Source organism: Ciceribacter sp. L1K23, from assembly GCF_018122705.1.
Taxonomy (GTDB): Bacteria; Pseudomonadota; Alphaproteobacteria; order Rhizobiales; family Rhizobiaceae; genus Allorhizobium.
The window spans coordinates 1,421,139-1,446,972 of record NZ_JAGRRC010000001.1 but is presented as its reverse complement, the minus strand read 5'-3'; the positions used below and the strand labels follow the sequence as shown (position 1 = coordinate 1,446,972).

Sequence of the window (25,834 nt, the reverse complement as noted above, 5' to 3'; positions counted from 1 at the left end):
GGCGTTTCCTCTTTCCCAGTATGGGGCGGCTACGTCAGCGCAGATAATGGATGTGCGGCCGGCCATGATGTGACGAGGTCTCCACCCGCGCGTCGACGGCAAAGACGCCGCGAAGCAGGTCTTCCGTCAGCACGTCCTCGGGTGATCCAAAGGCCACGATCCGTCCGTGATTCAGCACAATCAGCCGATCGCAGAACATGGCGGCGTGGTTGAGGTCGTGAAGTGCGATGATGCTGGTGACCGGCAGACCGGCGACAAGCCGCAGAAGCCCGATCTGGTGCTGGACGTCGAGATGATTCGTCGGCTCGTCGAGGATCAGCTCTCGCGGGCTTTGTGCCAGTGCCCGCGCGATATGCGCTCGCTGCTTCTCCCCACCCGACAGGTTCTGCCAGCCGTCCTGGCGCTTCTCCGACATCCCTGCCCTTTCAAGCGCCTCCTCGACTGCCACTTCGTCGGCCGCTGTCCACCCTGCGAACATCGAGCGGTGCGGAAAACGGCCGAGCTTGACCACGTCGACCACTTGAAGATTGGCATTGGTCGCCGCATGCTGCTCGACGAAGGCGACGCGTTGAGCCAGAACCCGCCTTTGGGTCGCATGGATATCCCGGCCTTCGATCAGCACCCGTCCCGCATGCGGCTTCTTCAATCCCGCGACGAGACGCAACAGCGAAGTCTTTCCCGATCCATTCGGGCCAAGCAGGCCAAGCATCTCGCCCGGCCGCGTCTCGAACGAGACACCGTCGAGGATCGTTTTCCGGCCGATCTTCCAGCTGAGATTTTCGACCGAGATGCTCATGACGCGCGCTGGAACCGGTAGAGGATGAGCGAGAAGAACGGCACGCCGACGAGCGCCGTCACCACCCCGATCGGCAGGATCTGCTGCGGCACCAGGATACGGGAAGCGATGTCGGCGAGAACCATGAATACCGCCCCGCCGACAGCGCAGGCCGGCAAGAGCCTGAGGTGCAAAGGCCCGACCAGGAAACGGACCGCATGCGGCACGACCAGACCGACGAAACCGATGGAACCGACCATGCTGACGATCGTCGCCGTCATCGCCGCCGTCAGCGAAAACAGCGCGATCCGCGCCCGGCCGACATTGACGCCGAGCGCCGCCGCCGCTTCTTCGCCGAACGCGAAGGCGTCGAGAACGCGGGCATAAAGCAGACAGATGACGAGCCCGCATCCGACCACGACGGAAACCAGCGCGAATTCCGGCCAGCGCACGCCGCCGAAGCTGCCGAGCAACCAGAACATGATGTCGCGCGCCTGCTGGGCGTTTGCTGATGTGGTCACGATGTAGGAGGTCGCCGCGTTGAAGAGCTGCGACGCGGCGACGCCGGCGAGAATGGTCCGGTCGGCGCCGCCACGGGTGCCGTTGGAGAGCAGTGCGACGAACAGGAAGGCGGCGAAGGCGCCTGCGAACGCGCCCGCCGACAGAGAAACCGCTCCTGCTCCGAGCCCCAGGATCACGATCGCGACCGCGCCCGTAGACGCGCCTGCGGAAATGCCGAGCACATAGGGTTCGGCGAGCGGATTGCGCAGCAGCGACTGCATGATCGCGCCCGACAGCGCCAGCCCCGCGCCGCAGAAGGCCGCGACCAGAGCCCGGCTCAGCCGATAGTCCCAGATGACGGTCTCATGAATGCGGTTGAGCTCGGCCGTGGTCCAGCCGAGCTTGTTGGTTACCGCGTAGAAGGTCGTCTGAAGCGGGATCGGCAGGTCGCCGATCCCAACGCTTGCGGCCACGGCGAGCGCCACAGCCCCGATCGAGGCCAGAAGCAGCGCCCAGAACGTGAAAGCGCGGTTGCGTGTGACCGTCAGCGTGCTCACTTGAGAAGACCGAGTGCCTTCAGCTGTTCGGCCACCTGTTCCGCCCCATAGACGGTGCGGATCGTCGGGTTCATCGCCTGGCCGTCCATGACGACGATCGCCTTGTTCTGCACCGCCGGCATCTGGCTGGTAGCCGGATCGGTCGTCAGGAACTGGATCTTGGCCTCCGGCGTGTCGAGTTCCCACCGGTTGCGGTCAAGGCTCGCGACGACGATAACGTCGGGATTGGCGGCGATGATTCCCTCCCATCCGACCGTCGGCCACTCCGCTTCGGTGGTGATCGCGTTCGTTCCACCAAGCAGGTCGGCAATGAATCCCGAGGCACCGTTCTTGCCACCCAGATAGGCTTCGGCCGACGGCGAAGGGCTGGAGAACCAGAAAACATAGGAAAGCTTTTTTCCGTCCTTCGGCGCTGCGGCACGAAGTGCTGCCTCTCGCGCCTTGAAGTCGGCGATCAGTGCCTGGCCGCGATCGGCAACATCGAAAATCTGCGACAGCTCGTCGATCTCCTTGTAGAGCAGGTCCATACTCCACAACGCCTTGCGGCTACCGTACATATCCGACTTGCCGTCCGTCGCAAGGCAGGTGCTCGGCGACAGGTAGCTCGGCACGCCGACCTTGTCGAAGTCCTCGCGCTTTGCGACCTTGCTGTCGGGTCCGACAAGGCTCGGCAGGGCGGACGCCACGAAGTCCGGGGTCTCTGCGAGGATCGACTCGAACGTCGGGAACTCGACCGTCAGAAGCTTGACCTTGGCATTGGCTTCCGCGAGCTCCGGCAGCACCTTGCTCGGCCAGAAGGCTGTCCCGGCCATCTTGTCCTCGAGACCGAGCAGCAGCAGGATTTCCGCGCTGTTCTGCCCGAGCGCGACCGCCCGTTCCGGCGCCTTATGGAAGGTGACCTGGACACCACAATTCTCAAGCGTCAGAGGGTATTCCGTCGGAGTAGCCGACGCGGCTCCAGCAAGCAGACCGATGGTCACAAGGGTGGAGGCGGCGAGCGTGCGGGCAAAAATCATCGGGATAAATCCTGGTCGGTTGTCTGTCCGCAGGCCTATAGTTCCGGGCGCAACAGAAAACAAGATAATAACAATCATGTTTCTATGCATTGGGCGATGCGGGAGGCGCGTTGTGCGTGGAAAGATGTGGTCGCAAGACGCTGACGCGCCTCTCCGTTCGAAACGGACCGGGCAATCCGCCGCTCTCTCCCGCTCCCTGAAACCATGGTCAGGTCGATCGTTTACACGGCACCGAACTCGAGAAGAACGAAATGCGCAACCAGCTTATTCTCGCCGGCACGATGGCACGGTCCGGTGGAACTCTACCCGAGTGAAGGGCTTCCGCTTGTCATTCGGCCGATGTCGATGCAAGACAGCGACTATCCCGTCAAGCAGAGCCCTTTGCCGAATGCCGCACGCCCAAAACATTATCCGCCCGTATGGTGGAAAAATATCGGAACCGTCGGCGTGAGCGGGGGTATGGGGGCGTTATTCGGGCTTTTTTCCTCTGCCTTTCTGGCGGCCACCCTGCTCCCGGCACAGTCGGAATCCGTGCTCGTTTTCCTCGTTCTTGCCGGCGGCCATCCGCTCGCTCTGCTGGTGACCGTTGCGAGCCTCGGCAATGTTCTCGGCTCCGTCGTCAACTGGTTTCTCGGGCGCGGTCTTGAACGGTATCGCGACCGTCGCTGGTTTCCCGTCTCGCATGCCGCTCTGGAGCGAGCGCAGCGCTGGTATGCCAGGTATGGCCGCTGGTCGCTGTTGGCGAGCTGGCTTCCCGTCGTCGGCGACCCGATCACGGTGGTCGCGGGTGTGCTGCGCGAACCGTTACCGACCTTTCTCGCACTCGTCACTCTCGCCAAGGTCGGACGGTATCTGGTCCTCGTCGCCGCCACAGCGGGCTGGATGTCCTGAAGACTGAACGTCAAGAGCTAGCCCGGCTCTCCGAATGATCACCGGAGGCACCACGTCCAGGTCGCTTGCCTTTCGCTTCCGGCTTCGACATAGCTCACCCTCACCACCGAGGCGAAGGCGCATCCATGTTCGTTTCCGAAGCTCTGGCCATCGGCTCCGCCGCCTGCATCGCGGCAAGTTCCATGTTCGTCAATGAACTGAACGGCCGGGTTCCATTGATGCGGCTGACGCGCTGGCAGCTCACCTCCGCCTTTCTCTTCACTGCCATCGCGGCGACGATGACCGGTGGCTGGAATACGCTCGGTCCATGGCAGATCTGGGCACTGATCGGCTCCAGCACAGCCGGCATCGTTGTTGCGTCCACAACCTATTTCGCGGCGATCTACACGGCCGGACCGCGCGTAACGGCGCTGCTCTTCTCCCTTGCGTCACCCTTCGCGCTGCTATTCGGCTATGTGGCTCTGGGAGAGACGATCTCCGGCCGCCAAGGCGTCGGTGTAGCGCTCATCCTGACCGGGATCCTCATTGCCATCGGCGTGCGCCGCCGACGCCCAGCCCCCATGATCCCGCTCGCCGACCAGCAGCCTATCGAGGCACCGGCACCGCAAAGCCCGCCGATATCGCTGCTTGGGATCGCGCTTGGCGTTGTCACCGCTTTCGGCCAGGCATTCGGCAGCCTGCTCGCTCGACCGGCAATGGCACCCGGGGTTGAACCGTTTGCGGCGATGGCCATCCGGTCAGGCTTTGCTGTCTTTGTGTTCTGGGCTCTTCTCTTCATTCCCGCCATCCGGCGCGAAGGCGGAACATTCCGCCTCGGCGACCTCGGACTTGCCGCGACCGCAGCATTCTTCGGCACCACGCTCGGCATGTCCCTGCTGATGGCAGCGCTGGCGGGCGGCAATGTCGGCATCGTCTCCACCCTTTCTTCCATGACGCCGATCGTCATCCTGCCGATGGTATGGCTGCGCAGCCGGAAGATGCCGCGGCCACACGCTTGGGTCGGCGCCGCGCTGGCGATCGCGGGAACGGCGCTCATCAGTCATTGACGGCCGAAGATGCAAAAAGCTGGAATGTATCTTCCTTAAAATGCAGTGTTTTTAAGAAATGCTTCGCTCACCTCGTCTTTTCAGAGTTTGCTAAAACCTTCATATTATCAATGGAGCCCTGACCGTTCTGTGCATCGGGGGGCAAGGAATGAGCATCTCAGCCGTCATGGGTGTCGCCCTGTCCGGCATGCAGGCGCAAACGACGCGGCTAAGCGCGACGGCGAACAATGTCGCCAATGCCTTGACGCCCGGCTATGACAGGCGCGTGACCGACTTCGTCACAGGCTCGCGCGTTGGCGTTACCGCTTCCGTTTCTCCGTCGGGGGAAACCACCCTCCCCGACGCTTCCAATGTCGACCTCGCCCAGGAAATGCTATCTCTCGTCGAGGCAGAAACGGCCTTCAAGTCGAACGCCGCCGTCTGGGAGACCGGTGCCGAAATCTGGGACGTGCTGCTCTCCATAAAGCGCGACTGAGCCCTGCGGCCGGCGAAGCCGGCCCTCATCGGACCGGCTTCCGGTCGTCTTACTCTTCTTCGTCGATCACCGGCTCATCGTCGACAGGCTCATCTTCGACAAACTGGTCTTCGACGGGCTCCTCGACGTCTTCAGCATCGTCCGCATAGTCTGGTTCTTCGTCGACAACCTGCTCTTCCACGACATCGTCCTGCTCCGTCGTGTCCTCGGCCTCCTCGTAAATCGCCTCGTCATCGCCGGCCTGATCATCCGCGCCATCGACATCGTTGACAACGTTGTCGGTCATGTCTTCGTCCATATCAGCGGCAGTGTCCTCATCGGCGCTCTGGTCGGATTGCGTTAAGATGTCCTCGTCATCAGTCGTTTCTTCCGTCTGCTGGTCCTCCGAGAATGTCGCTTCTTCCGAATACGCCTCGATCTCCTCTTCCACCAGCAGATCGCCGGCAGCGTCGTCCGGCAGGCCTTCGTCGAGATCACCCTCGGCGTATTCCTCGACCTCTTCGTAGACGACCTCCTCGTATTCCTCGTACGTCACTTCGACATACTCTTCGGTCACGGAGAGTTCCTCCGTGGTGATGACGGTGTAGCTTTCGAACACGGTCCACTCCACCGTGTAGCCGAACGTGTAGGTCAGGTCGACAAAATGGCGGCCGCGCGAACCGGTCACGATCGGGCTTACCCCGCGGCCGAGCGACAGGACGAGAAGGCCGATGATCTCCGAGTTGCGACCATCGACGGCCATCAGCGCTTCGGTGCCGAAGCCATCGCGGACGTGCAGGAAATAGACCTGCGCCAGGCGGCGCATGGCGATAACCTCGATGCCGCGCTTCTCGAGCGCCGTCATGATAAAATAGGGAGACCTCACGCGCTTCATGCGGTGCTGTACGGCCGCTTCGGCTTGGTAGTGGGAGATCGAGGCGACGCCCGCCGCCAGTTGCAGCGCAATGGCCGCCGAGCAAAGAACTTTGCGCACGGAAATGATCCTTGGAGAGAACGATCTGTGGACGCTCCGGCCCCTCCGAGGGCGTCCGTCGGCAACGTTGGCGCAAAGCATGGCCACAGTCACCGTCCAAAACCGGGCCTATCGGATATGGCCTGATTTGGCCGATTTATAGCAGCAGCGTCCTCAGTCCGAGGCCGACGGAAAGCAGCCCGAACCCGAGAAGCACGCCCCCGGACACCCAAGACACCCAGGTGGAGAATGAAGGCGGTAGGCGATGCTGCAGAAGCCGCACGAGACCGGAGAGAAAAATCCACCAGAGCATCGAGCCGCAGAAGACACCAGCCACGAGCAAGGCCGGGCCGGTCCGCTCACCCGCCAGCCCAAGCCCGGCGAAGATGGCGGCGAACGAGAGGATTGTCGCCGGATTGGCAATGGTCAGGAAAAAGGTGGCGACCGTGGTCGAGACCAGATCGCGCGCACCTGTGCCGGCGGCCTTCACTTCGCCGCGCGGACGAAAACTCGTCACACCAAACCAGAGCAGGAAGGCACCTCCAGCCAGTTGGAGCGGCAACGACACCACCTCCAGCAGGCCCGAAAGAGCCGCAAAACCAGCCGCCGCCATCGCGGCATAGGCACCGTCGGCGAGCGCGGTTCCCAGACCTCCGGCGATACCGGCGAGAAAACCCCGCTGTAACGTTCTCTGGATGCAGAGCGCTCCGATTGGACCCACCGGGGCAGCGATGGCTAGCCCCAGCAACAGTCCCTTTCCGAACAGCAGCATAGTCACTCTGCGCCCACCCGATCGATCGCCACGCTAGGCTGCCACATTGGCAAATCATCGTGGCTGAGGCAACGCACGGAGCAGACCTGTCACCCGTGCGCGTCGGCCCCCTGCTTCTGACGGGCAAGTTCTGCAAGGTCGGCGGCTTTCAGTTCCACCGACTCGCCACAGCCGCAGGCTGACGTTTGGTTGGGATTGTGGAACGTGAACCCCGAGCGCAACGTCGTGGTTTCGAAATCCATTTCAGTTCCAAGCAGATAAAGCACGGCCGCCGGATCGATCCACACCGACGCGCCATCGCGTTCGATCCGGTCGTCCTTCGCCTGGGGCTCAGTCACGAGGTCGATGGTGTATTCCATCCCGGCGCATCCGCCCTTCTTGATGCCGACGCGCACGCCCTTGGCGCCCGGGGAATTATCGACGATCGCACGAACCCGTGCTGCCGCCTTGTCCGTCATGGTCATGACGCTGAAAGCCATGGTCTTCTCCTTGGGCATCCGGGTTCAAGGTCCGGTGCCTTCGTCTTCAATGTAGGGGTTGGCGGTCAAAGGATCAACAAGACCGTCAACGAAACAACCTTCCCCAGTCCCGTGCGCCGTGAATCACGCGTAGGATTTCGATATCGCCGAATAGCACCCTGTAGAAGATGAGGTAGCCGTCTTTGCAGAACATTCTCACGCCGTCAGCTCGCCCTTCCACCAGATGCCCCATTCCAGGCATCTCGGCCAACCTACGAGCTGTCGCTAGGATCGTCCTCCGCCAAGCCCTCGCCGCATCCGGGTTCCGGTCGGCGATATACTGCGCGGCGAGTTGTATATCGAGCTTCGCTAAGGGGCGAAGAATGAGGGTCATCAAGCCCTCTTGGATGCAATGTAACGCTCCAGATCCTCTTCGATACGCCGAAACGCCTCTTCCCCATCAATCGGATCGCCGCTGTCCAGCCCTTCCTGGATCAGTACATCGAGCTCTTCCGGCGTGAAATTTGCGAGCAGCCGTTCGGCCTGCCATTGTGTCAGCGCCGCCGACACGACATCTTCGGCCGACTTGAAGTCGCCGGAAGACAAGGCATCCTCGACGATGTCGCGCATTTCGTCACTCAAAGCAACGCGGATTGTCTCGGCACCCATCGTCTTCGCCTCCGCAAATCCCGCAGAGAATAACCGATCCGGGACCTCAATACCAGCCGACGGCGACCTGCGCCTCTTCCGACATCCGGTCCGGTGTCCACGGCGGATCGAAGCTCATTTCGACCTCGACATTCGACACGCCCTCGACCGCGCCAACGGCGTTCTCCACCCAGCCGGGCATCTCACCAGCCACCGGGCAGCCCGGAGCCGTCAGCGTCATGACAATCTTGACCGTACGGTCGTCTTCGATGTCGATCTTGTAGATGAGACCAAGCTCGAAGATGTCGGCCGGTATTTCCGGATCGTAGACTGTCTTCAGCGCCGCAATGATATCATCGGAAAGCCGCGCCACTTCTTCCGCCGGAATGGCTGTGTTGATTATGCCCTCGCGGACGTCGATCTTGTCTTCCGTGTCGCTCATGGCATGGTCCTCAGGCAAAGAAGCTGCGGGCATAGTCGAGCGCGTCGGCGAGCGCATCGACCTCTTCCCTCGTGTTGTAAAGTCCGAACGAGGCGCGGCAGGTCGACGTCACGCCGTAGCGGGCCAGAAGCGGCTGGGCGCAATGCGTACCTGCTCGAACGGCGACACCGCGGCGGTCGATCAGCATTGAGACGTCATGCGCATGGATGCCGGCAAGCTCGAACGAAAAGATCGCCCCCTTGCCGGGCGCATTGCCGAAAATCTTCAACGAGTTGATCGCCCGGAGCCGTTCCTCGGCATAGGTTTTCAGATCGGCCTCGTGCGCAGCGATCGCATCCCGGCCAAGACTTTCCATGTAGTCCAGTGCATAGCCGAGCCCGATCGCCTGCACGATCGGCGGCGTGCCCGCCTCGAACCGGTGCGGCGGATCGTTGTAGGTGATCGCATCCTCGCTCACCTCGACGATCATCTCGCCGCCGCCCATGAACGGGTCCATATCGCGCAACCTGTCCATCTTGCCGTAGAGCACGCCAATGCCGGACGGACCATAGAGCTTATGGCCGGTCACCGCATACCAGTCGCAGTCGATGTCGGTGACATCGACCGGCATGTGCACGGCACCCTGGCTGCCGTCGATCATGACGGCGATGCCACGCTCACGGGCGATGCGGCAGACCTCCTTGACCGGAACCACGGTGCCAAGCGCGTTCGACATATGTGTGATCGCGATCAGCTTGGTGCGCTTTGTCAGGCAGGCTTCGAAGGCCTCCATGTCGAAGGCGCCATCGTCTGTGACAGGTGCCCAGACCAGCTTCGCCCCTTTGCGCTCGCGCAGGAAATGCCACGGCACGATATTGGAGTGATGCTCCATGATCGACAGAACGATCTCGTCGCCCTCGCCGACATGCTTCATGCCCCAGCCATAGGCGACCGTGTTGATCGCCTCGGTCGAGGACTTCGTGAAAATCACCTCATCGATCGAGCCGGCATTCAGAAAGCGCCGCACCTTCTCGCGCGCCGCCTCATAGGCGTCGGTCGCAGCGTTCGACAGGAAGTGCAGGCCACGATGCACATTGGCATATTCGTGGCCATAGGCATGGCTGATCGCGTCGATCACCATCTTCGGCTTTTGCGCCGAGGCGGCATTGTCGAGATAGACCAGCGGCTTGTCGCCGTGGACGGTGCGCGACAGGATCGGAAAATCCCTTCGCACCGCCTCGACGTCATAGCCAACCTGCGTGGCGATCGTATCAGCCATGACGCTCCAGCCAGTCGGAGATGACGGTTTCCAGTGCTTCCACCAGCGCCTCGTCCTCCAGTTCCTCGACGATCTCGGCAACGAAGCCGTTGATCAGCAGCCCACGTGCCTTCTTCTCCGGAATGCCGCGCGACATCAGGTAATAGAGATGCGTCTTCAGGATATCCGCGACCGTCGCACCATGGGCGCACTGCACGTCATCGGCAAAGATTTCCAGCTCCGGCTTGACCGAGAACTCGGCATCATCAGACATCAGCAGCGTATTGCAGGCCATTCGGGCATCGGTCTTTTGCGCATCCGGCGCCACCTTGATCATGCCCTGGAAGACGCCCTTCGCCCGATCGAACACCACGTTGCGGATGACTTCCGTCGACGTCGTATTGGGAACGTCATGGCCGAGCGTCATCGTGATGTCGGTATGCGTGTCGCCACCGAGCAGGTTGACCCCCCGCAAGGTGAAGTCCGAACCCTCGCCGGCGGTGTTCACATGCACTTCCTGGCGCACCAGCTTTCCGCCCGTATTCACGATGAAAAGCCGGAATTTCGCATCCGTGCCGAGCACGGCCTTGATCTGGCCGAGATGGGTATCTTCAGCACCTTGCGCCTGGACGATGACCCAGGTGATTTCCGCACCTTCGCCGAGCGTCAGATCGCTGACCGAGCTGACGAAAGACGCGCCTGAGGCCGACGAGATATGCCGCTCGATCACGGTTGCCTTAACGCCGGCGCCGATCGAAACCGGAAACCGGCTGTGCGCTTGTCCCGCCGCATGCGTGAGCTGGAGTTCGAGTGGCGCCTCGAGCTCGGTGCCGTCGGCAAACGACAGTGCAAAACCGTCGGTCACGAAACTTCCGTTGATCCGGCCGATCGCATCGTCAGCCTTGAAGGGCACGAGGCCAGCGACGTGACGACCTGCAACGAGAGCTTCGCTCAGCCGCTCGACGACAACGCCGTCCGGCAGCGATCCTGCGTTTTGCGTGCGACCCTGGTTGACAACCAACAGAGACGACCCGGCGACCAACGGCGTAGCCACGTCACCCGTCGCCGCAGGCTCCATCGCCGGAACCGCGCGCAGAAGTGTCTTGAGGTCGGTATAGTGCCAGGCCTCGACGCGGCGTGTCGGCAACCCACCCTGACGAAGCTCGGCGAACAGCCGGTCGCGGGCGATCATCACCGAGCCGTCACCCGGCAGGGTTCCGACCTGGGCGGTATAGGCCTCGATCAGCGCGCTTTCGGCGGCTGTCGGCCTGTTTGCAGCTTTCAGATCCATCGAAAAGCTCCTTCCTGGCCTCAGGCCGCCTCACCGATGATGTCGGCATAGCCATTGGCTTCGAGCGCGAGCGCAAGGTCCTTGTCGCCCGACTTGATGATCTGGCCCTTGTAGAGAACGTGGACGGTATCCGGCACGATGTAGTCGAGCAGGCGCTGGTAGTGGGTGATGACGATCACGGCGCGATCCGGCGAGCGAAGCGCATTGACACCATCGGCAACGATCTTCAGCGCATCAATGTCGAGACCCGAATCCGTTTCATCGAGAATGCAGAGCTTCGGCTCCAGAAGCGCCATCTGCAGGATCTCGGCGCGTTTCTTTTCGCCGCCGGAGAAACCGACATTCAGCGGGCGCTTCAGCATATCTGGATTGATCTGCAGCTTGGCCGAGGCTTCCTTGACGAGGCGCATGAAATCCGGCGTCGTCAGTTCCGCCTCGCCGCGCGCCTTGCGCTGCTCGTTCATGGCCACCTTCAGGAACTGCATGGTGGCAACGCCCGGGATTTCGACCGGATACTGGAAGGCGAGAAAGATACCCTTGGCGGCGCGCTCGGCCGGATCGAGTTCGAGAATGCTCTCGCCGTTATAGAGGATATCGCCCTCGGTGACCTCGTAGTCCTCGCGACCCGACAGGATGTAGGAAAGAGTCGATTTACCCGAGCCGTTCGGGCCCATGACGGCGGCGATCTCGCCCGGCTTCACGGTCAGGTTCAGACCGCGGATGATCTCGGTGCCATCTTCGGCGATGCGGGCGTGGAGGTTCTTGATTTCAAGCATGATTTCTATCCCAGATATTCGATTGTCGTTGCGCGGCGATCGGCTATTCGCTCAATTCCAGCCGCTTTTCGATCCGGTCGAGACGCAGCTTCAGTTCCGCAATCTCGCCATCCTGTCTCGTCTCGTCGGTCATGAACCCGGCCATATGCTGCTTCATAGCCCGCATTTCGGACCGCATCCCGACCATCTCCTCTTTCAACGAGGCGATATCGGTGCGCATGACACGCAGATGCTCCAAAATGAGGTTCTCGACCTTCTCGTTCATCACCCCACGCTACCCTCGAGCGAAATATTGATCAGCTTCTGCGCCTCGACAGCAAACTCCATCGGCAGCTGCTGGATGACGTCGCGGACGAAGCCGTTGACGATCAGTGCGATCGCCTCTTCTTCCGGGATGCCGCGCTGCATGGCGTAGAACTTCTGGTCCTCGGAGATCTTCGAGGTCGTCGCCTCGTGCTCCACTTTGGCCGTCGAGTTCTTGACCTCGATGTAAGGCACGGTATGCGCGCCGCACTTGTCACCGATAAGTAGCGAGTCGCAATTGGTGAAATTGCGCGCGTTTGCCGCCTTGCGGTGCATCGAGACCTGGCCGCGATAGGTATTTTCCGACACGCCGGCCGAGATGCCCTTCGAGATGATCCGGCTCCTGGTGTTCTTGCCGAGATGAATCATCTTGGTGCCGCTGTCGATCTGCTGATGGCCATTCGAGACGGCGATCGAGTAGAACTCGCCCTGGCTGTCATCGCCGCGCAGAATGCAGGACGGGTACTTCCAGGTGATCGCGGAGCCAGTCTCGACCTGGGTCCACGAGATCTTGGAGCGCGCACCACGGCAATCGCCACGCTTGGTGACGAAGTTGTAGATGCCGCCCTTGCCATCCTTGTCGCCCGGATACCAGTTCTGGACGGTCGAATACTTGATCTCGGCATCGTCGAGCGCCACGAGTTCGACAACGGCCGCATGCAGTTGGTTTTCATCGCGCTGTGGCGCCGTGCAGCCTTCGAGATAGGATACGTAGGCCCCTTCTTCGGCGATGATCAGCGTGCGCTCAAACTGGCCGGTGTTCTTCTCGTTGATACGGAAGTAGGTCGACAGCTCCATCGGGCAACGAACACCCTTGGGAACGAACACGAAGGAACCGTCGGTAAACACCGCGGAATTCAGCGTCGCGTAATAATTGTCGGAGGTTGGAACGACCGATCCCAAATACTTTTTCACAAGATCAGGGTGCTCGCGAATGGCTTCCGAGATCGACATGAAGATCACGCCGGCCTTCTTCAACTCTTCCTTGAAGGTCGTGACGACCGACACCGAATCAAACACCGCGTCGACAGCAATCCTCGACGACTGAACGCCGGCCAGCATTTCCTGCTCCTTGAGCGGAATGCCGAGCTTCTCGTAAACCTTCAGAAGCTCCGGATCGACTTCATCAAGCGACTTCGGACCCGCAGCAGTCTTCGGTGCGGCGTAGTAATAGATGTCGTTGAAGTCGATCTTCGGGTAGTTGACGCGTGCCCAGGTCGGCTCCTCCATGGTGAGCCAACGCTTGTAGGCTTCAAGCCGCCATTCCAGCATCCAGTCCGGCTCCTGCTTCTTCGCGGAGATGAAACGGATGATGTCTTCGTTCAGACCCTTCGGAGCCTTCTCGACCTCGATCGTGGTCTCGAAACCGTATTTGTACTGGTCGACATCGATCTGGCGGACCTGATCGATTGTTTCCTGTACCGCAGCCATGTGCGTTCTCCAATCTTGCCGGGTCAAGGCCGGCAGCTTGTCAACGTAGTGAGGCGGGGAAGTCCCGACTCTATGTAAGAGCGAAAGGCGTGATTTCACCCCTTTTCGCAAGCGAAATTTGCCAATCGGCAAGTTTTACGACCTCAGGCGGCCCTTTCCTCCCGAGGCCGCCGGCCGTTGACCAGGGCGAAGACCTCCAAGGCCCGGTCGATCTCTTCCTCTGTCGTCGAATACCCGAGAGACATACGCAATCCTCCCGATTTCGGATCGTGCCCCATCGCCGTCAGCACGTGACTTTGCCCGACCTTTCCCGACGAACAGGCCGATCCGGCCGACAGCGAGACGCCTTCGATGTCGAAGGCGATCTGCCCGGTTTCGGACTTCAGTCCCGGCAGGCCGAAGAACGTGGTGTTGCAAATCCTCGGAACCGACGCGCCGTAGATTGCGACATCGGGCGCAACGTCCCGCATCCGCGTCTCAAGCCGGTCGCGCAAAGCCCCAATTGACGCATTTCGATCGCCGATGCCTTCGGCCATTGCGGCGGCCGCGACCCCGAAACCGACAATCGCGGCAACGTTTTCCGTACCGCCGCGGTGCCCCTTCTCCTGCCCGCCGCCCGTCACCAGCGGCTTCGGCATGAGGGTCTCGCCACGCGACACCAACGCGCCCACCCCTTTCGGACCGCCGATCTTGTGAGCCGAGACAATCAGGAAATCGGCGTCTATCGCCGCGATATCAATCGGAATGCGTCCCGCGGCCTGCACGGCGTCGACGACGATCAAACCGCCCCTGGCATGGACGAGCGCTGCCACCTCCCGAACGGGCTGGATCACACCGGTCTCGTTGTTCGCCGCCATCACCGCCACCAAGGGCAGGCCGGCATCCGCCGGATGGACAGCAAGCAAGGCTTCAAGCGCTGCAAGATCGACGAGGCCATCCGATGTCACAGAAATTTCGGTCACCTCGGAAGCGGCGAACCGCCCTCCGAGCCTGACCGCCGGATGCTCGATTGCAGAGACGTAAAGCCGGCCGAAGCGAAGCGGCGAGCGGCCCATCGCGTAATCGGGCGTCAGCACCATATTGGCCGCTTCCGTCGCCCCCGACGTAAAAACGACATTCGCGGGCGCCGCCCCGACCAGCACCGCGACCTGCCGGCGCGCGGTCTCGATGGCGGCCCGTGCCGCACGACCATCCGCATGAACCGAATTCGGGTTTCCCTGAAGCGAAAGCGCGTCGACGAACGCATCACGAGCGGCCGGTAGAAGCGGCGCCGTGGCATTCCAGTCGAGATAGATGCGGCTCTTGCTCATCCGGGACCAGTTTTCGTTGGTTTCGGCCAACCGACGCATTTTTCTTGATATTCGCGCCGGGCTTGAACTAAGACACGTCCACACCGGATGGCCCACCATCGCAGTTTCGAACGGTTCTAAACTGTTCTAGAAAAGCTGACATGTTTCGTCAAGTCAGCTCGCGGGATATGGGGTGTCCGAACACAGAAAAAAGACAGGGACCCGAGTTTATGCCCGAAGTCATCTTCAACGGCCCGGCCGGCCGCCTCGAGGGACGCTACCAGCCGTCGAAGGAAAAAAGCGCCCCGATCGCCATCATCCTGCACCCGCACCCGCAGTTCGGCGGCACGATGAACAATCAGATCGTCTACCAGCTCTTCTACATGTTCCAGAAGCGCGGTTTCACGACGCTCCGTTTCAACTTCCGCGGCATCGGCCGCAGCCAGGGCGAATTCGACCATGGCGCGGGCGAACTCTCCGACGCGGCTTCGGCGCTCGATTGGGTCCAGAGTCTGCATCCCGATTCGAAGAGCTGCTGGGTTGCAGGCTATTCCTTCGGCTCGTGGATCGGCATGCAGCTGCTGATGCGTCGCCCGGAAATCGAGGGCTTCATTTCTGTGGCCCCGCAGCCGAACACCTACGACTTCTCCTTCCTGGCACCCTGTCCCTCCTCTGGCCTGATCATCCACGGCGATAGCGACAAGGTCGCGCCGGAAAAGGACGTTCAGGGCCTGGTCGACAAGCTCAAGACCCAGAAGGGCATCCTGATTACCCATAAGACCATCCCCGGCGCCAACCACTTCTTCGGCGGCCAGGTGGAAACGCTGATCGAGGATTGCGGCGACTACCTTGATCGCCGTCTCGACGGCGAGCTGGTGCCGGAGCCCGCTGCGAAACGCATTCGGTAACCCAATACGGGTTGTCTGAAGGGCGGCGAAAGCCGCCCTCAGACCGCTGACAAACCCGCCGATTTTTGCTTGGCGGGTTTTCTTGTTTTGAGGTGCGCGGTCAGGTGGTGTTTTGGTCTTAGATTTTCGTGATCTTCTCGAGAGCCGTCTGTTCGGGAGCAGGTTTCTTCAACATGTCCCAGTGAATCATAAACCCCCGGATGTAGCCAGGGGTTTGTCAGCAGTCTGAGGGCGGCGAAAGCCGCCCTTTTTCGTTTGCGCCTTGTCTGCCGGTTTTGGGCATTGACACGGCAGGACGAAAGTTCTGACCTGAACGACAGCGCACTCTACGAAACGAACACATGTCAGATCATCCAACTTTTGATGCCGTCGGGCTCGCAGGGGGCGGCAACCGCTGCTACTGGCAAAGCGGCTTCCTGAAGGCTTATTCTGAACACGCCAGCCTCACGCCGCGCTTCTACGTTGCCGTGTCGGCCGGCGCCTATCATGGCGCCATGCATCTGGCGGGAGTCGGCGACCGGGTTCGCGCGGCAGCCTTCGCCTTCGCCGAAACCCGTCAACGCGATCTGGACTGGAGGGCGCTGAAGCGGCGTCAATCGCCGCTTGTCGTCGGCGACCTCTATCGCCGGTTCCTCGCCCAGGAATTCGGGGAAGCCGAACTCGACGCGCTGAAGGCAGCCCCACCGATGCTGATCCAGCTATCCGCGCTGCCCGGCTGGATGCCAGGCGCCCTTGGCGCACTCGGCTCGATTGGCGCCTACCAGATCGAGAAGCTTTTGACGGACGGGTCCCATTCTCGCGCCGGACGACACATGGGGCTGAAGCCGGTTTGGATCTCGACGCACAATGTCGACTACCCCAGCGAACTGGTCGACGCCCTCGTGGCGACGTCCTCGGTACCGCCGTTCATGCCCGTCGGACGACTGCGCGGCCGCGCCTATCTCGATGGAGGGCTCGTCGACAACCCGCCGCTCATCAAGCTCCGGGAGGTCGAGGAAAAGGGTTGGCGCACGCTGCTGCTCTCAACCCGGTTTGGCCGAAAGCCCCCGGAGGCCCCAAACCGCACAGTTGTCGGTCCGAGCGAGAACATCCCCGTCAACAAGTTCGCCGTGGGAGATCCCGATGGCATACGCCATGCCTACGAAGTGGGGTTGCGGGACGGCAAAGCGTTTTCGCAACGCTCCCTTGCGACCATCTCTTGTTAGGCGCGTATCGTCCTCGCCAAGACCCCACCCGTCATCGGCCGCGCCACGCCGGTGGTGCCCGGAAAGGTGAGCGGCAACCCGGCGAGCGAGCGCACGGCAAGATACGCCCACGCCTCGGCCTCCATCGCATCGCCGTCGAAACCCGCTTCCTCTGCCGTCAGCACTTGCGCGCCATGCCGTGACGCCATTTCGGCGAGATCTTCCATCACGGCGCCGTTGAGCCGCCCGCCGCCGCAGATGATGAAGCATTTCGGCATCGCCGGCAGGTGACCTGCCGACCGCATGACGGAAGCCGCCGTCACGTAGGCCAGGGTTCGCGCGCCGTCGTGGAGGCCCGCCTCGTCCGCAGCAGGCGGCCGAAAATCGCTGCGGTCGAGCGAGCGGCGCATGTCGGAGGTGAAGAAGGGATGATCCAGATAGCGATCGGCAAGGGCCATGATGATGGTACCCTCGGATGCGATCCGTCCGCCCTGATCATAGGGAACGCCGGCGTTCTCCTCGACCCACTGGTCGATCAGCGTATTTCCCGGTCCGCTGTCAAAGGCAATGATCTCGTGATCCGGGCCGATATAAGTGAGATTGGAGATACCGCCGATATTGACGAAGCAGACCGGGCTCGTCCGATCCTCCAGCCGGGCGGCAAGCGCGGCATGATAGGCGGGAACGAGCGGCGCCCCCTGCCCGCCATGCGCGATGTCGTTTGCCCGCATGTCGAACACCGTGGCGATGCCCGTGCGGTCCGCCAACAGCTGGCCGTCGCCAATTTGCACCGTCAGTGCGGCATACGGACGATGAAGCACCGTCTGCCCGTGGAAACCGATCACATCGATATCGCCGGGCAAAATGCTGTTTTGCTTCAGGAAGTCATTGACAGCATCGACGTGTCGCAGGGTGAGATCGCGCTCCAGGTCCGCAAGATCGCCGGGCCGCTCATGCCGCTCGTGAATGGTCTTGGCGGTTTCGAGGCCGGCCTTCAGGCGCTCCCGAAAGTCAGGATCGTAGGACACGGAAAGAAACGGCCCCAGCTCGACAGTCTCGCGTCCGTCGGTCGCCAGCAGCGCCACGTCGATCCCGTCCATCGACGTGCCGCTCATCAGACCCACGGCCCGCTTCAACTCACCCACGATTCAGCTCCTTTTCGAATCAACGTCACGAATAAAAGTCTTGACGAGATTTCATGGCCGAACCACGTGCACAAATCACAAAACAGTGGTAAAGCGCCGGCGCATTTGCGTTTATTCCAGAAAGCCAAGAGTCATGTCGAAGTTCAAGTCCGATTTTCTCCGCACCATGCACGAGCGCGGCTTCATTCATCAGGTCTCCGATGAAACAGGCCTCGACGAGTTGCTCGCAAAGGAAAGCGTGACCGCCTATATCGGCTTCGACCCGACGGCCCCCTCCCTTCATGCCGGCGGCCTGATCCAGATCATGATGCTGCACTGGTTCCAGGCGACCGGACACCAGCCGATCTCGCTGATGGGCGGCGGCACCGGCATGGTGGGAGACCCCTCCTTCAAGGAGGAAGCCCGGCAGTTGATGACGATCGAGAAGATCGAGGACAACATCGCCTCTATCAAGCGCGTCTTCGCCAACTACCTCGACTACGACAAGGGTCCGAAGGGCGGCGCCCTGATGATCAACAATGCAGAGTGGCTGCGCGGCCTCAACTACCTCGAATTCCTGCGTGATGTCGGCCGGCATTTCTCCGTCAACCGCATGCTGTCCTTCGACAGCGTGAAGACGCGTCTCGACCGCGAGCAGTCGCTGTCCTTCCTCGAATTCAACTACATGATCCTCCAGGCCTACGATTTCGTCGAGCTGAGCCAGCGCTACGGCTGCCGCCTGCAGATGGGCGGTTCCGACCAGTGGGGCAACATCGTCAACGGCATCGATCTCGGCCACCGCATGGGCACGCCGCAGCTCTACGCCCTGACATCGCCGCTACTGACGACGTCGTCCGGCGCCAAGATGGGCAAGTCGGTCAACGGCGCGGTCTGGCTCAACGCCGATATGCTGTCGGCCTACGACTTCTGGCAGTACTGGCGCAACACCGAGGATGCCGATGTGTCCCGCTTCCTCAAGCTCTACACGACGCTGCCAATGGACGAGATCGCTCGACTCTCCGCGCTTGGCGGCTCCGAGATCAACGAGGTGAAGAAAATCCTCGCCACCGAAGTGACCGCCATGCTGCATGGCCGCGTAGCGGCCGACGAAGCCGCGGAGACGGCGCGCAAGACGTTCGAGGAAGGAGCACTGTCCGCGAACCTGCCGACTGTCGAGGTCGCGTCGAGCGAGCTGGAGGCCGGCATCGGCCTGCTGGCCCTGATCGTCCGCGCTGGCCTTGCAGCGTCGAACGGCGAAGCTCGCCGCCATGTCCAGGGCGGTGCGGTCCGCATCAACGACGAGCAGGTCTCCGACGAGCGCAAGACGATCGGCACCGGCGAACTGACCGCCGACGGCGTCATCAAGCTCTCGCTCGGCAAGAAGAAGCACATGCTGGTGAAGCCTGCCTGACATCAAAGCATTGAAAGACATCTGAAAAAGCCGGCCCTGCGCCGGCTTTTTCGTCAGCGGAATTCGAAGATCTGACGAAAAACGCCGGGAGCGATGATCGATAGCGGATTGACCGCCAGCCTCGGCTCTTCCGTCGGTCCGGAGAGCCGGAAGGTGATGCCAAGCAGGCCGCGGTCGCGGCCATTTCCGAGGATGGCGCCGATGATCGGCAGCTCGCCGAAGATGCGGTTCAGCCCGTAGGCAGGCATGAAGGTGCCGGTGAGGTCCATGCGGCCGCTCTCGTCACGGACGACCCCCTGGAATGTCGCGCCCACCTGCTCTCCCCGAACCACGCCGTTTTCGACGCGGAAGGCACCCGCTGTGGTCACCAGCCGGGCAAAAGCGCGCTGGAAGCGTTCGGAGCTCACGTCGATGTCGCGCCGCACGGCATTGTTGAGGCTTTGTCCGTCGCGGCCGGCCGGCGTCGAGACGATGGACTGCAGGCGCTGCTCGTTCACCAACTGGAAATTCCGGACGTCGACCGTGCCGCTCCAGCCATTGGTCTGCTCGTTGAGCTTGAGGTTCAGCAGCCCCCCCGCCATGCGGGTGTACAGGTTGGCGATCCTGAGTACGGCGCCGGCATCGCTGCTGGTCAGGGTGAGCGTCCGCGATTCTCCCGGGGTCATTTTCGCGACGACCGCCTCGCCCCTTTCGGTGACGGCCGTAAGGTCGAGCGATGATGTCTTGCCCCCACTGGCAAGGTAGGAAAGGGAGACATTGCGCAATTCTTCGCCACCGAAACCCTCGACCGAGTCGAGCCCCACGGTAAGGGCAAGCCGCTTGGAGCCGGTCGCGGCGCCACTGCCGGCACTCGACTTCAACTGCGCCATAAGCGACCGGATATCCGCCGATCCGCCGGTGACCCTGATATCGTAGCCACCCTTTGCCGACGTCATGACGACGGCGAAATCGTCGGCCGGCGATAGCCTGACCTTGCGGAATTCCGCCGACTGCAGCCCGTCCTTGCCGACGACCAGATCGCCGCTGGCACCGAAGCCGTCGCCGGTCAGCTCCAGCCCCTTGATCCGCGTCAGGCCATCGGCTTCGGTCACCTCGAAACTGGCCTTCGCGGCGACCCCCTGCCCCTTCGACCAGCCCACCCACGGCACCCGCAGCGTCGCACGCGCAAGGTCGAGATCGAGCTTCTGGCGGCTCTCGTCGATCCGCGTCATCGTCAGCGACAGCGGCCCGTCGATGATCTCCTCGAGGCCCGGCACTAGCCGATCCCGCTCCGCGTTCGACAAGGTGGCCTTGACGATCCGCTCGCGCGCGACGGTAGAACTTGCCTCCACCGGCTCGACGAGGGTAAGCTCCATCGGCACCCCGTCGATTTCGCCGCCCCCTTTGAGGCGCGCCGCCGCGCGGTCCACGTCTAGCGTTCCATCGAACGCGGCGACCTTACGCCCTGCAATCTCCGTCGCCAACGACACCTTGCTAAGATCGAGATGCGCGTTCCACTCGGTCGGCGGTGGATTTTGATCGCGTATCAGACCTACGCGCAGCCTCACCTTGGCCTTCACGTCTCCGGAGAGATCTTCCGGCTTCAGACCGGTCCGCGACAGCACGTTGATCGGCTCATAGGTGACGAGCTCACCGACGGCATCCGCCTTGCCTGAAAGGTCGAGGTCGAGATCGGCCATCAATGGCTTGAGATAGACGTCGTCGACCGTCAGCCGCCCGGCATCCAGCTTCACCGTGCGCCCGGAGCTGAAATAGGAGGCCCCGGTCTTGAAATCGATGGCAAGAGCCTCGCCATTCATCGTGATATGGGCGCTCGCATCTCTCACCGGCGGGATTTTTCCTGTGACGTTGACCCGGCTGTCGACAAGATCGATATCGAGTTTCAACTCGTCGCCCCGCAGGTGTAGCGGCGTCGGCTCGACGCTCATCCGGCCTGCAGGAATGAAGACGTCGATCGTTCCCCTGGCGACCGTACCGCCTATGACGTTCTGCATTATCCAGTCGCGCGGCTTGTCCGCGATCCAGAACGGCCACAATTGTTTCACCACCTCGGTTTTCATATCGGCAACGTTGCCGCTGAACCGCACCTCGGGCGACTGCGCTCCCGTATTGCGCACGCGCGCCGATGCCGTCATGGTGCCGGCTGGCGTCGAAACGATCAGCTGGTCGGCCTGCAGTTCTGAGGTCGCGTAGAGATAGCGTCCGTAAACCTTGAAATCGAAGGGCACCGGGGCTGCAGCCGCCTTCGGCACAGACGCCGTTCCCTGCCGTACCAAGAGGTCGATGCCGATCCCGCTTCCAGTGGGATAGTCGCCGTCAAGGCGGTCAAGGTCGATCAGCGCGCCGGTAAACGGCAGCACCGTGGCGCCGAAAACGGCGCGCGATGACCGCAGTTCGATCGTATCCTTCGAAAAGTCGTAGGCGAGGTTGATGTCCGCCATCGTCAGCGGCTGAACCTTGCCGTCCATGTAGAACAACCCGTCCTGGCCGGTGACTTGGGCCGACAGCACAGGCGACTGCCCGTCATCGGCACGGCGCGCCTCCATCGCAATGGTGGCATCCGCATCGAGCCCTTGGCGAATTTCGCCGGCCCGGCTGCGGCGAATGAGGAAAGGCGCAAGGTCCACCGATTCCAGCCGCGCGTTCATCGACAACGTCCGCCCCGGCAGCCCCTGGCTATCGATCTTCAGCGTCGTTGCCTTCCCCGCGACGGCGACGGAACCCTCGATCACCAGCGACGTCTCGTCCACCCGCTCCAGCGTCAGGTCATCGAGCGCCGCCACGATCCGCCCGGTCTCCGGATTGCCCCGAAGGATCTGCAGGTTGTGTAGGCTAACCCGGTCGAGACTGCCGCGGGCGATGAAGGTCGAGGCGTTATCGATCTCGACGAAGGCTCTTTCGAGCAGCGCCGGCAGCTGGTCGACACGAAGCTTCGCAAGATCGATGGGCGGACCGGCTGGCAGCTGGTTGGCGTCGATCACCAGACCTTCCCCGTCGATCTCATCGATCTCCACGCGTCCGAACCCGAGCGCCAGTGGATCGATGACAAGGCGGACGCTCTCCGCCTGCCCGAACACGCCGCCGCCGTCGCGCTTGTGGACCGTCACGCCGCGCGCCTCGACGGACAGATGCATGCCGGTGAAAAAGCGGACCTGAGTCGTCTCGATCCGCGCGATGAAATCGGGAGCAAGCGCCGTATTCAGCGCGGCCTGCGCCCTTGCCGCGAGGATGCGGTCAAAGCCGCCGCCCTCGACCGTGAGCATCACGGCCGACACGGAGAGCAGAAAGAACAGGCACGTCACCAGTCCATACCGCAAAAGGCGGCGGCCGAGTCCCAATCGCGGCGGGCAGTGAACGATCAACGGATCCTCGGCCTGCGCCGACGGAAGCCGGTGCAGGGGCACGATGTCTTGCCTGCGAAAGCTGACCTTTTCGCCCCGGATTTCTCCCATGCGCGGTCGATCGTCTCCATCGATCGGCGATGGCCAGTCCTGCTCTGGACCTTCTCCGAACCCTTTCCATATCTATGCAGTCGTTTATATCGACAATGACGGCGAAAGAAAGGATTACCATGAGCGCGCTTGCAATCGGCGATACCGCACCGGCCTTTACCCTGCCCCGCGACGGCGGCGGCAGCGTCTCCCTCTCCGATTTCACCGGAAAACCGGTGGTCGTCTACTTTTACCCCAAGGACGACACCAGTGGCTGCACCACCGAGGCCGTCGCCTTCAGTGGCCTGGCGGACGACTTTGCCAAGACAGGCGTGATCGTCATCGGCGTCTCCCCCGATTCGGTGAAGAGCCACGACAAGTTCGTGTCGAAGCACGGCCTCAAGGTGATTCTCGCCTCCGACGAGGGCCAGGACATGCTGAACGCCTATGGCGTCTGGAAGGAAAAGAGCATGTACGGCCGCACCTACATGGGCGTCGAGCGCACCACCTTCCTGCTCGACAAGGATCACAAGATCGCTGCCGTCTGGCCGAAGGTGAAGGTGCCCGGCCATGCCGAGGCCGTTCTCGAGGCGGCAAAGTCGCTGTGACACCTCGTGAAGGCGGCACGCTGCCGCAGATATCATCGCTGCGCGGCGGCGCGACGCTTGCCATCATCTCGGCCGACCTCGACGTGAAATGCGCCCTCGCCCGTGATACGGCGAGGCGCTGGCACGAGCGACGGCTGTCGTTGCGTTCGCCGCTAGACCCGCCGCTGCCCGATCGCCCGGGTCGACCGGCCAAACCCGAACTCGTCCCACCGAAAGCGGTCGGGAAGCGCTCGCTGCATACGCTGCCGGGACGCGTAGCCATGTTGCATGCGCTCGCCCATATCGAGCTCAACGCCGTCGACCTGGCGCTCGATATCGTCGCGCGGTTCGCCGCCGAACCGGTGCCCCATTCCTTCTTCGACGGATGGATGCGGGTCGCCGATGAGGAGGCCAAGCATTTCGGTCTCGTGCGAGACCGCATGCGCGCGCTGGGCGCCGATTACGGCGATATGCCCGCCCATGACGGTCTCTGGCAGGCGGCGCATTCCACCCGCAACGACCTGACGGCCCGCCTCGCGGTCGTACCGCTGATTCTGGAAGCCCGAGGCCTCGACGTGACGCCGTCGCTCCAGGAGAAGATGCGCGAAACCGGTGATCTGGAGAGCGCCGAAGTCCTGCGCATCATCTACGAGGACGAAAAAGGCCATGTCTCGGTCGGCGCCAAATGGTTCCGATTTCTCTGCGCCCGCGAAAAGAAGGACCCGGCGGCCACGTTCAAGGAACTGGTGCGCGTCAACTTTCGTGGGGCGCTCAAGGCGCCGTTCAACGATGTCGCCCGCGCAGAAGCCGGTCTCACCCCCTCCTTCTACCGCTCCCTGACCTCCACAAGCAACGGCTGAAATACCGTTGCGGTCAAGGCCGCGCAACGACCGCGAACAGCATCGGGAAAGGCTTCGTTAACCATATTCGGTTCTACTCCTGCCATCGGTAAGGCGCCGCCCATCGGTCTGGATCATGCGGCACTGAGAACGGCAGGAGAGTAGCTTTGTCAGCCAGGACGCAGGGCCGCGTATTTGGAAAACGCCGCGAGCCACACATCATCATCGTGGCGCAGGGCGACAACATCCGGCACGTAACGGTCAGGCCGTGGATGGTTGCGCTTGGCGTCTCCTTCCTCGGCATGATGGCGATCGGCTATCTCGGAGCCACAACCTATCTCGTCCTCCGCGACAATCTCATCGGCGCCAGCATGGCCCGCCAGGCCCGCATGCAGCACGATTATGAAGACCGAATCGCCGCCCTTCGCGCCCAGGTCGACCGCGTCACCTCGCGGCAGCTCCTAGACCAGCAGGTTGTCGAGGAGAAGGTCGAGAAGCTTCTCGAACAGCAGATGGCGCTCAGTTCCCGCCACGGCAAGCTCGATACGCTTGTCGATCGCGCCGAGGAAAACGGCCTCGTCCCGGAGGCTGCACCGCTGCCGACAGTGAAACCCGAAGACGGCTCGCAGCGTGCATCGTTGAGCGGCGGCATCGGCGCCATCGACAGACTGCTCGGCAAGGACAGCGCCGAAGCGGAAGCCACACCGGACAACCTCACCCTCGCCTACGTGCCCTTGCGGCAGACGGCTGCCGATCGGGCGGACCGGCTGTTCTCGACGGTCACGCGGTCGCTTAAGGATATCGAACGCAGCCAGCTCGACCGTCTCCAGCAGTTGACGATCGGCGCCACGGTTGTCGCCGACGAGATCGACAGCATTCTGCGAAAGACCGGTGTCCGTGTCGACGTCGCGTCCAGCGCGATCGCCGACCAGCAGGCGATCGGCGGACCCTATCTGGATCCCCAGTCGCCGACGGATTTCGACAATTCCCTCGATGAACTCGATGCGGCACTTACCCGGCTCGAAGCCATGCGCTCGACCGCCAAACGACTGCCCTTCGCCAATCCGGCACCCGGAAAACCGATCACCAGCCGTTTCGGCAATCGCATCGACCCCTTCTTCGGACGCCTTGCCATGCATGCCGGGATCGACTTTTCCGCGACGACCGGCAGCGATGTGAAAAGCACCGGCGCAGGTGTCGTCATCACGGCATCCCGCTCCGGCGGCTACGGAAACATGGTCGAAATCGACCACGGTGACGGCATCACCACGCGGTTCGGCCATCTGTCGCGCATACTCGTAAAGGTCGGAGACGAGGTCGCCGCCGGTGATCTTATCGGCCTGGCCGGCAGCACCGGGCGCTCCACGGGCCCGCACATCCATTATGAGGTCCGCCGTCACGGCGACGCCGTCGATCCGATGCACTTCCTGAATGCCGGCATGAAACTCACCTCGCTGGTAGATTGACAGCAGCAGAGGCGCACGCGAGGG

The 25,834-nt window shown here is 62.2% G+C and carries 26 protein-coding genes; 9 read left to right on the top strand and 17 right to left on the bottom strand.

Annotation, left to right across the window (positions count from 1 at the left end; all coding sequences use genetic code 11):
- Positions 1-34: 34 nt before the first annotated feature.
- From J5J10_RS06700 to J5J10_RS06690, 3 genes are read right to left on the bottom strand one after another with little or no spacing between them, the layout of a single operon-like run.
- On the bottom strand, positions 35-796 hold the full coding sequence (locus J5J10_RS06700; RefSeq protein ID WP_211929307.1) for an ABC transporter ATP-binding protein: 762 nt from the start codon (positions 794-796) through the stop codon (positions 35-37).
- Positions 793-1,824, bottom strand: a complete 1,032-nt coding sequence (locus tag J5J10_RS06695; protein WP_211931162.1) for an iron ABC transporter permease — start codon at positions 1,822-1,824, stop codon at positions 793-795. The genes J5J10_RS06700 and J5J10_RS06695 overlap by 4 nt, the downstream gene beginning before the upstream one ends.
- Positions 1,825-1,829: 5 nt before the next feature.
- Positions 1,830-2,849: an ABC transporter substrate-binding protein gene (locus J5J10_RS06690; protein ID WP_211929306.1), complete on the bottom strand. Its 1,020-nt coding sequence runs from the start codon at positions 2,847-2,849 to the stop codon at positions 1,830-1,832.
- A 459-nt stretch (positions 2,850-3,308) separates the two neighbouring features.
- On the opposite strand from J5J10_RS06690, the gene J5J10_RS06685 reads away from it, so the two are divergent.
- The 3 genes from J5J10_RS06685 (at position 3,309) to J5J10_RS06675 (ending at position 5,261) form a co-directional block, all read left to right on the top strand.
- Positions 3,309-3,740: a YqaA family protein gene (locus J5J10_RS06685; protein ID WP_211931161.1), complete on the top strand. Its 432-nt coding sequence runs from the start codon at positions 3,309-3,311 to the stop codon at positions 3,738-3,740.
- 125 nt (positions 3,741-3,865) lie between these two features.
- A complete protein-coding gene (locus J5J10_RS06680; protein WP_211929305.1) occupies positions 3,866-4,786 on the top strand; it encodes a DMT family transporter in 921 nt (306 codons plus the stop codon).
- Between the two features lie 148 nt (positions 4,787-4,934).
- A complete protein-coding gene (locus J5J10_RS06675; protein ID WP_211929304.1) occupies positions 4,935-5,261 on the top strand; it encodes a flagellar basal body protein in 327 nt (108 codons plus the stop codon).
- A gap of 49 nt (positions 5,262-5,310) precedes the next feature.
- On the opposite strand, the gene J5J10_RS06670 is transcribed toward J5J10_RS06675, so the two are convergent.
- The 12 genes from J5J10_RS06670 to J5J10_RS06615 all read right to left on the bottom strand — a co-directional run bounded on the left by J5J10_RS06670 (position 5,311) and on the right by J5J10_RS06615 (position 14,881).
- A complete protein-coding gene (locus J5J10_RS06670; protein WP_211929303.1) occupies positions 5,311-6,234 on the bottom strand; it encodes a hypothetical protein in 924 nt (307 codons plus the stop codon).
- A gap of 136 nt (positions 6,235-6,370) precedes the next feature.
- Entirely contained in the window at positions 6,371-6,985 is a 615-nt protein-coding gene (locus J5J10_RS06665; protein ID WP_249116688.1) for a LysE family transporter, read from the bottom strand.
- Positions 6,986-7,074: 89 nt separating this feature from the next.
- Entirely contained in the window at positions 7,075-7,464 is a 390-nt protein-coding gene (gene sufA, locus J5J10_RS06660; protein ID WP_211929301.1) for a Fe-S cluster assembly scaffold SufA, read from the bottom strand.
- 85 nt (positions 7,465-7,549) lie between these two features.
- The gene (locus J5J10_RS06655; protein ID WP_211929300.1) at positions 7,550-7,837 is read right to left on the bottom strand and encodes a type II toxin-antitoxin system RelE/ParE family toxin; all 288 of its coding nucleotides are present in this window, start codon (positions 7,835-7,837) and stop codon (positions 7,550-7,552) included.
- Positions 7,837-8,112, bottom strand: coding sequence for a type II toxin-antitoxin system ParD family antitoxin (locus J5J10_RS06650; RefSeq protein ID WP_211929299.1), 276 nt, complete (start codon positions 8,110-8,112; stop codon positions 7,837-7,839). Before J5J10_RS06650 ends, J5J10_RS06655 begins: the two co-directional genes overlap by 1 nt.
- A gap of 46 nt (positions 8,113-8,158) precedes the next feature.
- Positions 8,159-8,533, bottom strand: a complete 375-nt coding sequence (locus J5J10_RS06645) for an SUF system Fe-S cluster assembly protein (RefSeq protein ID WP_208551244.1) — start codon at positions 8,531-8,533, stop codon at positions 8,159-8,161.
- Between the two features lie 10 nt (positions 8,534-8,543).
- Positions 8,544-9,791 carry a cysteine desulfurase gene (locus J5J10_RS06640; protein ID WP_211929298.1) on the bottom strand — a complete coding sequence of 416 codons (1,248 nt, stop codon included), beginning with the start codon at positions 9,789-9,791 and terminating at the stop codon, positions 8,544-8,546.
- Positions 9,784-11,061, bottom strand: coding sequence for a Fe-S cluster assembly protein SufD (sufD, locus tag J5J10_RS06635; RefSeq protein WP_211929297.1), 1,278 nt, complete (start codon positions 11,059-11,061; stop codon positions 9,784-9,786). The genes J5J10_RS06640 and sufD overlap by 8 nt, the downstream gene beginning before the upstream one ends.
- 20 nt (positions 11,062-11,081) lie before the next feature.
- Positions 11,082-11,837 (bottom strand): Fe-S cluster assembly ATPase SufC, encoded by a 756-nt coding sequence (gene sufC, locus J5J10_RS06630; protein WP_211929296.1) that lies wholly within the window; start codon positions 11,835-11,837, stop codon positions 11,082-11,084.
- Between the two features lie 43 nt (positions 11,838-11,880).
- Positions 11,881-12,102, bottom strand: coding sequence for a hypothetical protein (locus J5J10_RS06625; protein WP_208551248.1), 222 nt, complete (start codon positions 12,100-12,102; stop codon positions 11,881-11,883).
- Positions 12,102-13,571, bottom strand: a complete 1,470-nt coding sequence (sufB, locus tag J5J10_RS06620; protein WP_211929295.1) for a Fe-S cluster assembly protein SufB — start codon at positions 13,569-13,571, stop codon at positions 12,102-12,104. Before sufB ends, J5J10_RS06625 begins: the two co-directional genes overlap by 1 nt.
- Before the next feature lie 143 nt (positions 13,572-13,714).
- Positions 13,715-14,881, bottom strand: coding sequence for a cysteine desulfurase family protein (locus tag J5J10_RS06615; protein WP_211929294.1), 1,167 nt, complete (start codon positions 14,879-14,881; stop codon positions 13,715-13,717).
- A 209-nt stretch (positions 14,882-15,090) separates the two neighbouring features.
- On the opposite strand from J5J10_RS06615, the gene J5J10_RS06610 reads away from it, so the two are divergent.
- Together J5J10_RS06610 and J5J10_RS06605 are read left to right on the top strand one after the other, a co-directional pair.
- A complete protein-coding gene (locus tag J5J10_RS06610) occupies positions 15,091-15,768 on the top strand; it encodes an alpha/beta hydrolase (protein ID WP_208551250.1) in 678 nt (225 codons plus the stop codon).
- 341 nt (positions 15,769-16,109) lie between these two features.
- Positions 16,110-16,973 (top strand): patatin-like phospholipase family protein, encoded by an 864-nt coding sequence (locus J5J10_RS06605; protein WP_211929293.1) that lies wholly within the window; start codon positions 16,110-16,112, stop codon positions 16,971-16,973.
- Here the strand turns inward: J5J10_RS06605 and J5J10_RS06600 are convergent.
- Positions 16,970-18,097 (bottom strand): anhydro-N-acetylmuramic acid kinase, encoded by a 1,128-nt coding sequence (locus tag J5J10_RS06600; protein WP_211929292.1) that lies wholly within the window; start codon positions 18,095-18,097, stop codon positions 16,970-16,972. The genes J5J10_RS06605 and J5J10_RS06600 overlap by 4 nt on opposite strands.
- Positions 18,098-18,230: 133 nt before the next feature.
- Between J5J10_RS06600 and tyrS the strand changes: the two genes are divergently transcribed.
- Positions 18,231-19,487 carry a tyrosine--tRNA ligase gene (tyrS, locus tag J5J10_RS06595; protein WP_208551253.1) on the top strand — a complete coding sequence of 419 codons (1,257 nt, stop codon included), beginning with the start codon at positions 18,231-18,233 and terminating at the stop codon, positions 19,485-19,487.
- Between the two features lie 53 nt (positions 19,488-19,540).
- On the opposite strand, the gene J5J10_RS06590 is transcribed toward tyrS, so the two are convergent.
- The gene (locus J5J10_RS06590; RefSeq protein ID WP_211929291.1) at positions 19,541-22,939 is read right to left on the bottom strand and encodes a DUF3971 domain-containing protein; all 3,399 of its coding nucleotides are present in this window, start codon (positions 22,937-22,939) and stop codon (positions 19,541-19,543) included.
- Positions 22,940-23,058: 119 nt separating this feature from the next.
- On the opposite strand from J5J10_RS06590, the gene bcp reads away from it, so the two are divergent.
- The 3 genes from bcp (at position 23,059) to J5J10_RS06575 (ending at position 25,810) form a co-directional block, all read left to right on the top strand.
- Positions 23,059-23,526, top strand: coding sequence for a thioredoxin-dependent thiol peroxidase (gene bcp, locus J5J10_RS06585; RefSeq protein ID WP_208551255.1), 468 nt, complete (start codon positions 23,059-23,061; stop codon positions 23,524-23,526).
- On the top strand, positions 23,523-24,365 hold the full coding sequence (locus tag J5J10_RS06580) for a ferritin-like domain-containing protein (RefSeq protein ID WP_348646454.1): 843 nt from the start codon (positions 23,523-23,525) through the stop codon (positions 24,363-24,365). Before bcp ends, J5J10_RS06580 begins: the two co-directional genes overlap by 4 nt.
- 146 nt (positions 24,366-24,511) lie before the next feature.
- A complete protein-coding gene (locus J5J10_RS06575; protein WP_211929290.1) occupies positions 24,512-25,810 on the top strand; it encodes a peptidoglycan DD-metalloendopeptidase family protein in 1,299 nt (432 codons plus the stop codon).
- Positions 25,811-25,834 lie beyond the last annotated feature (24 nt).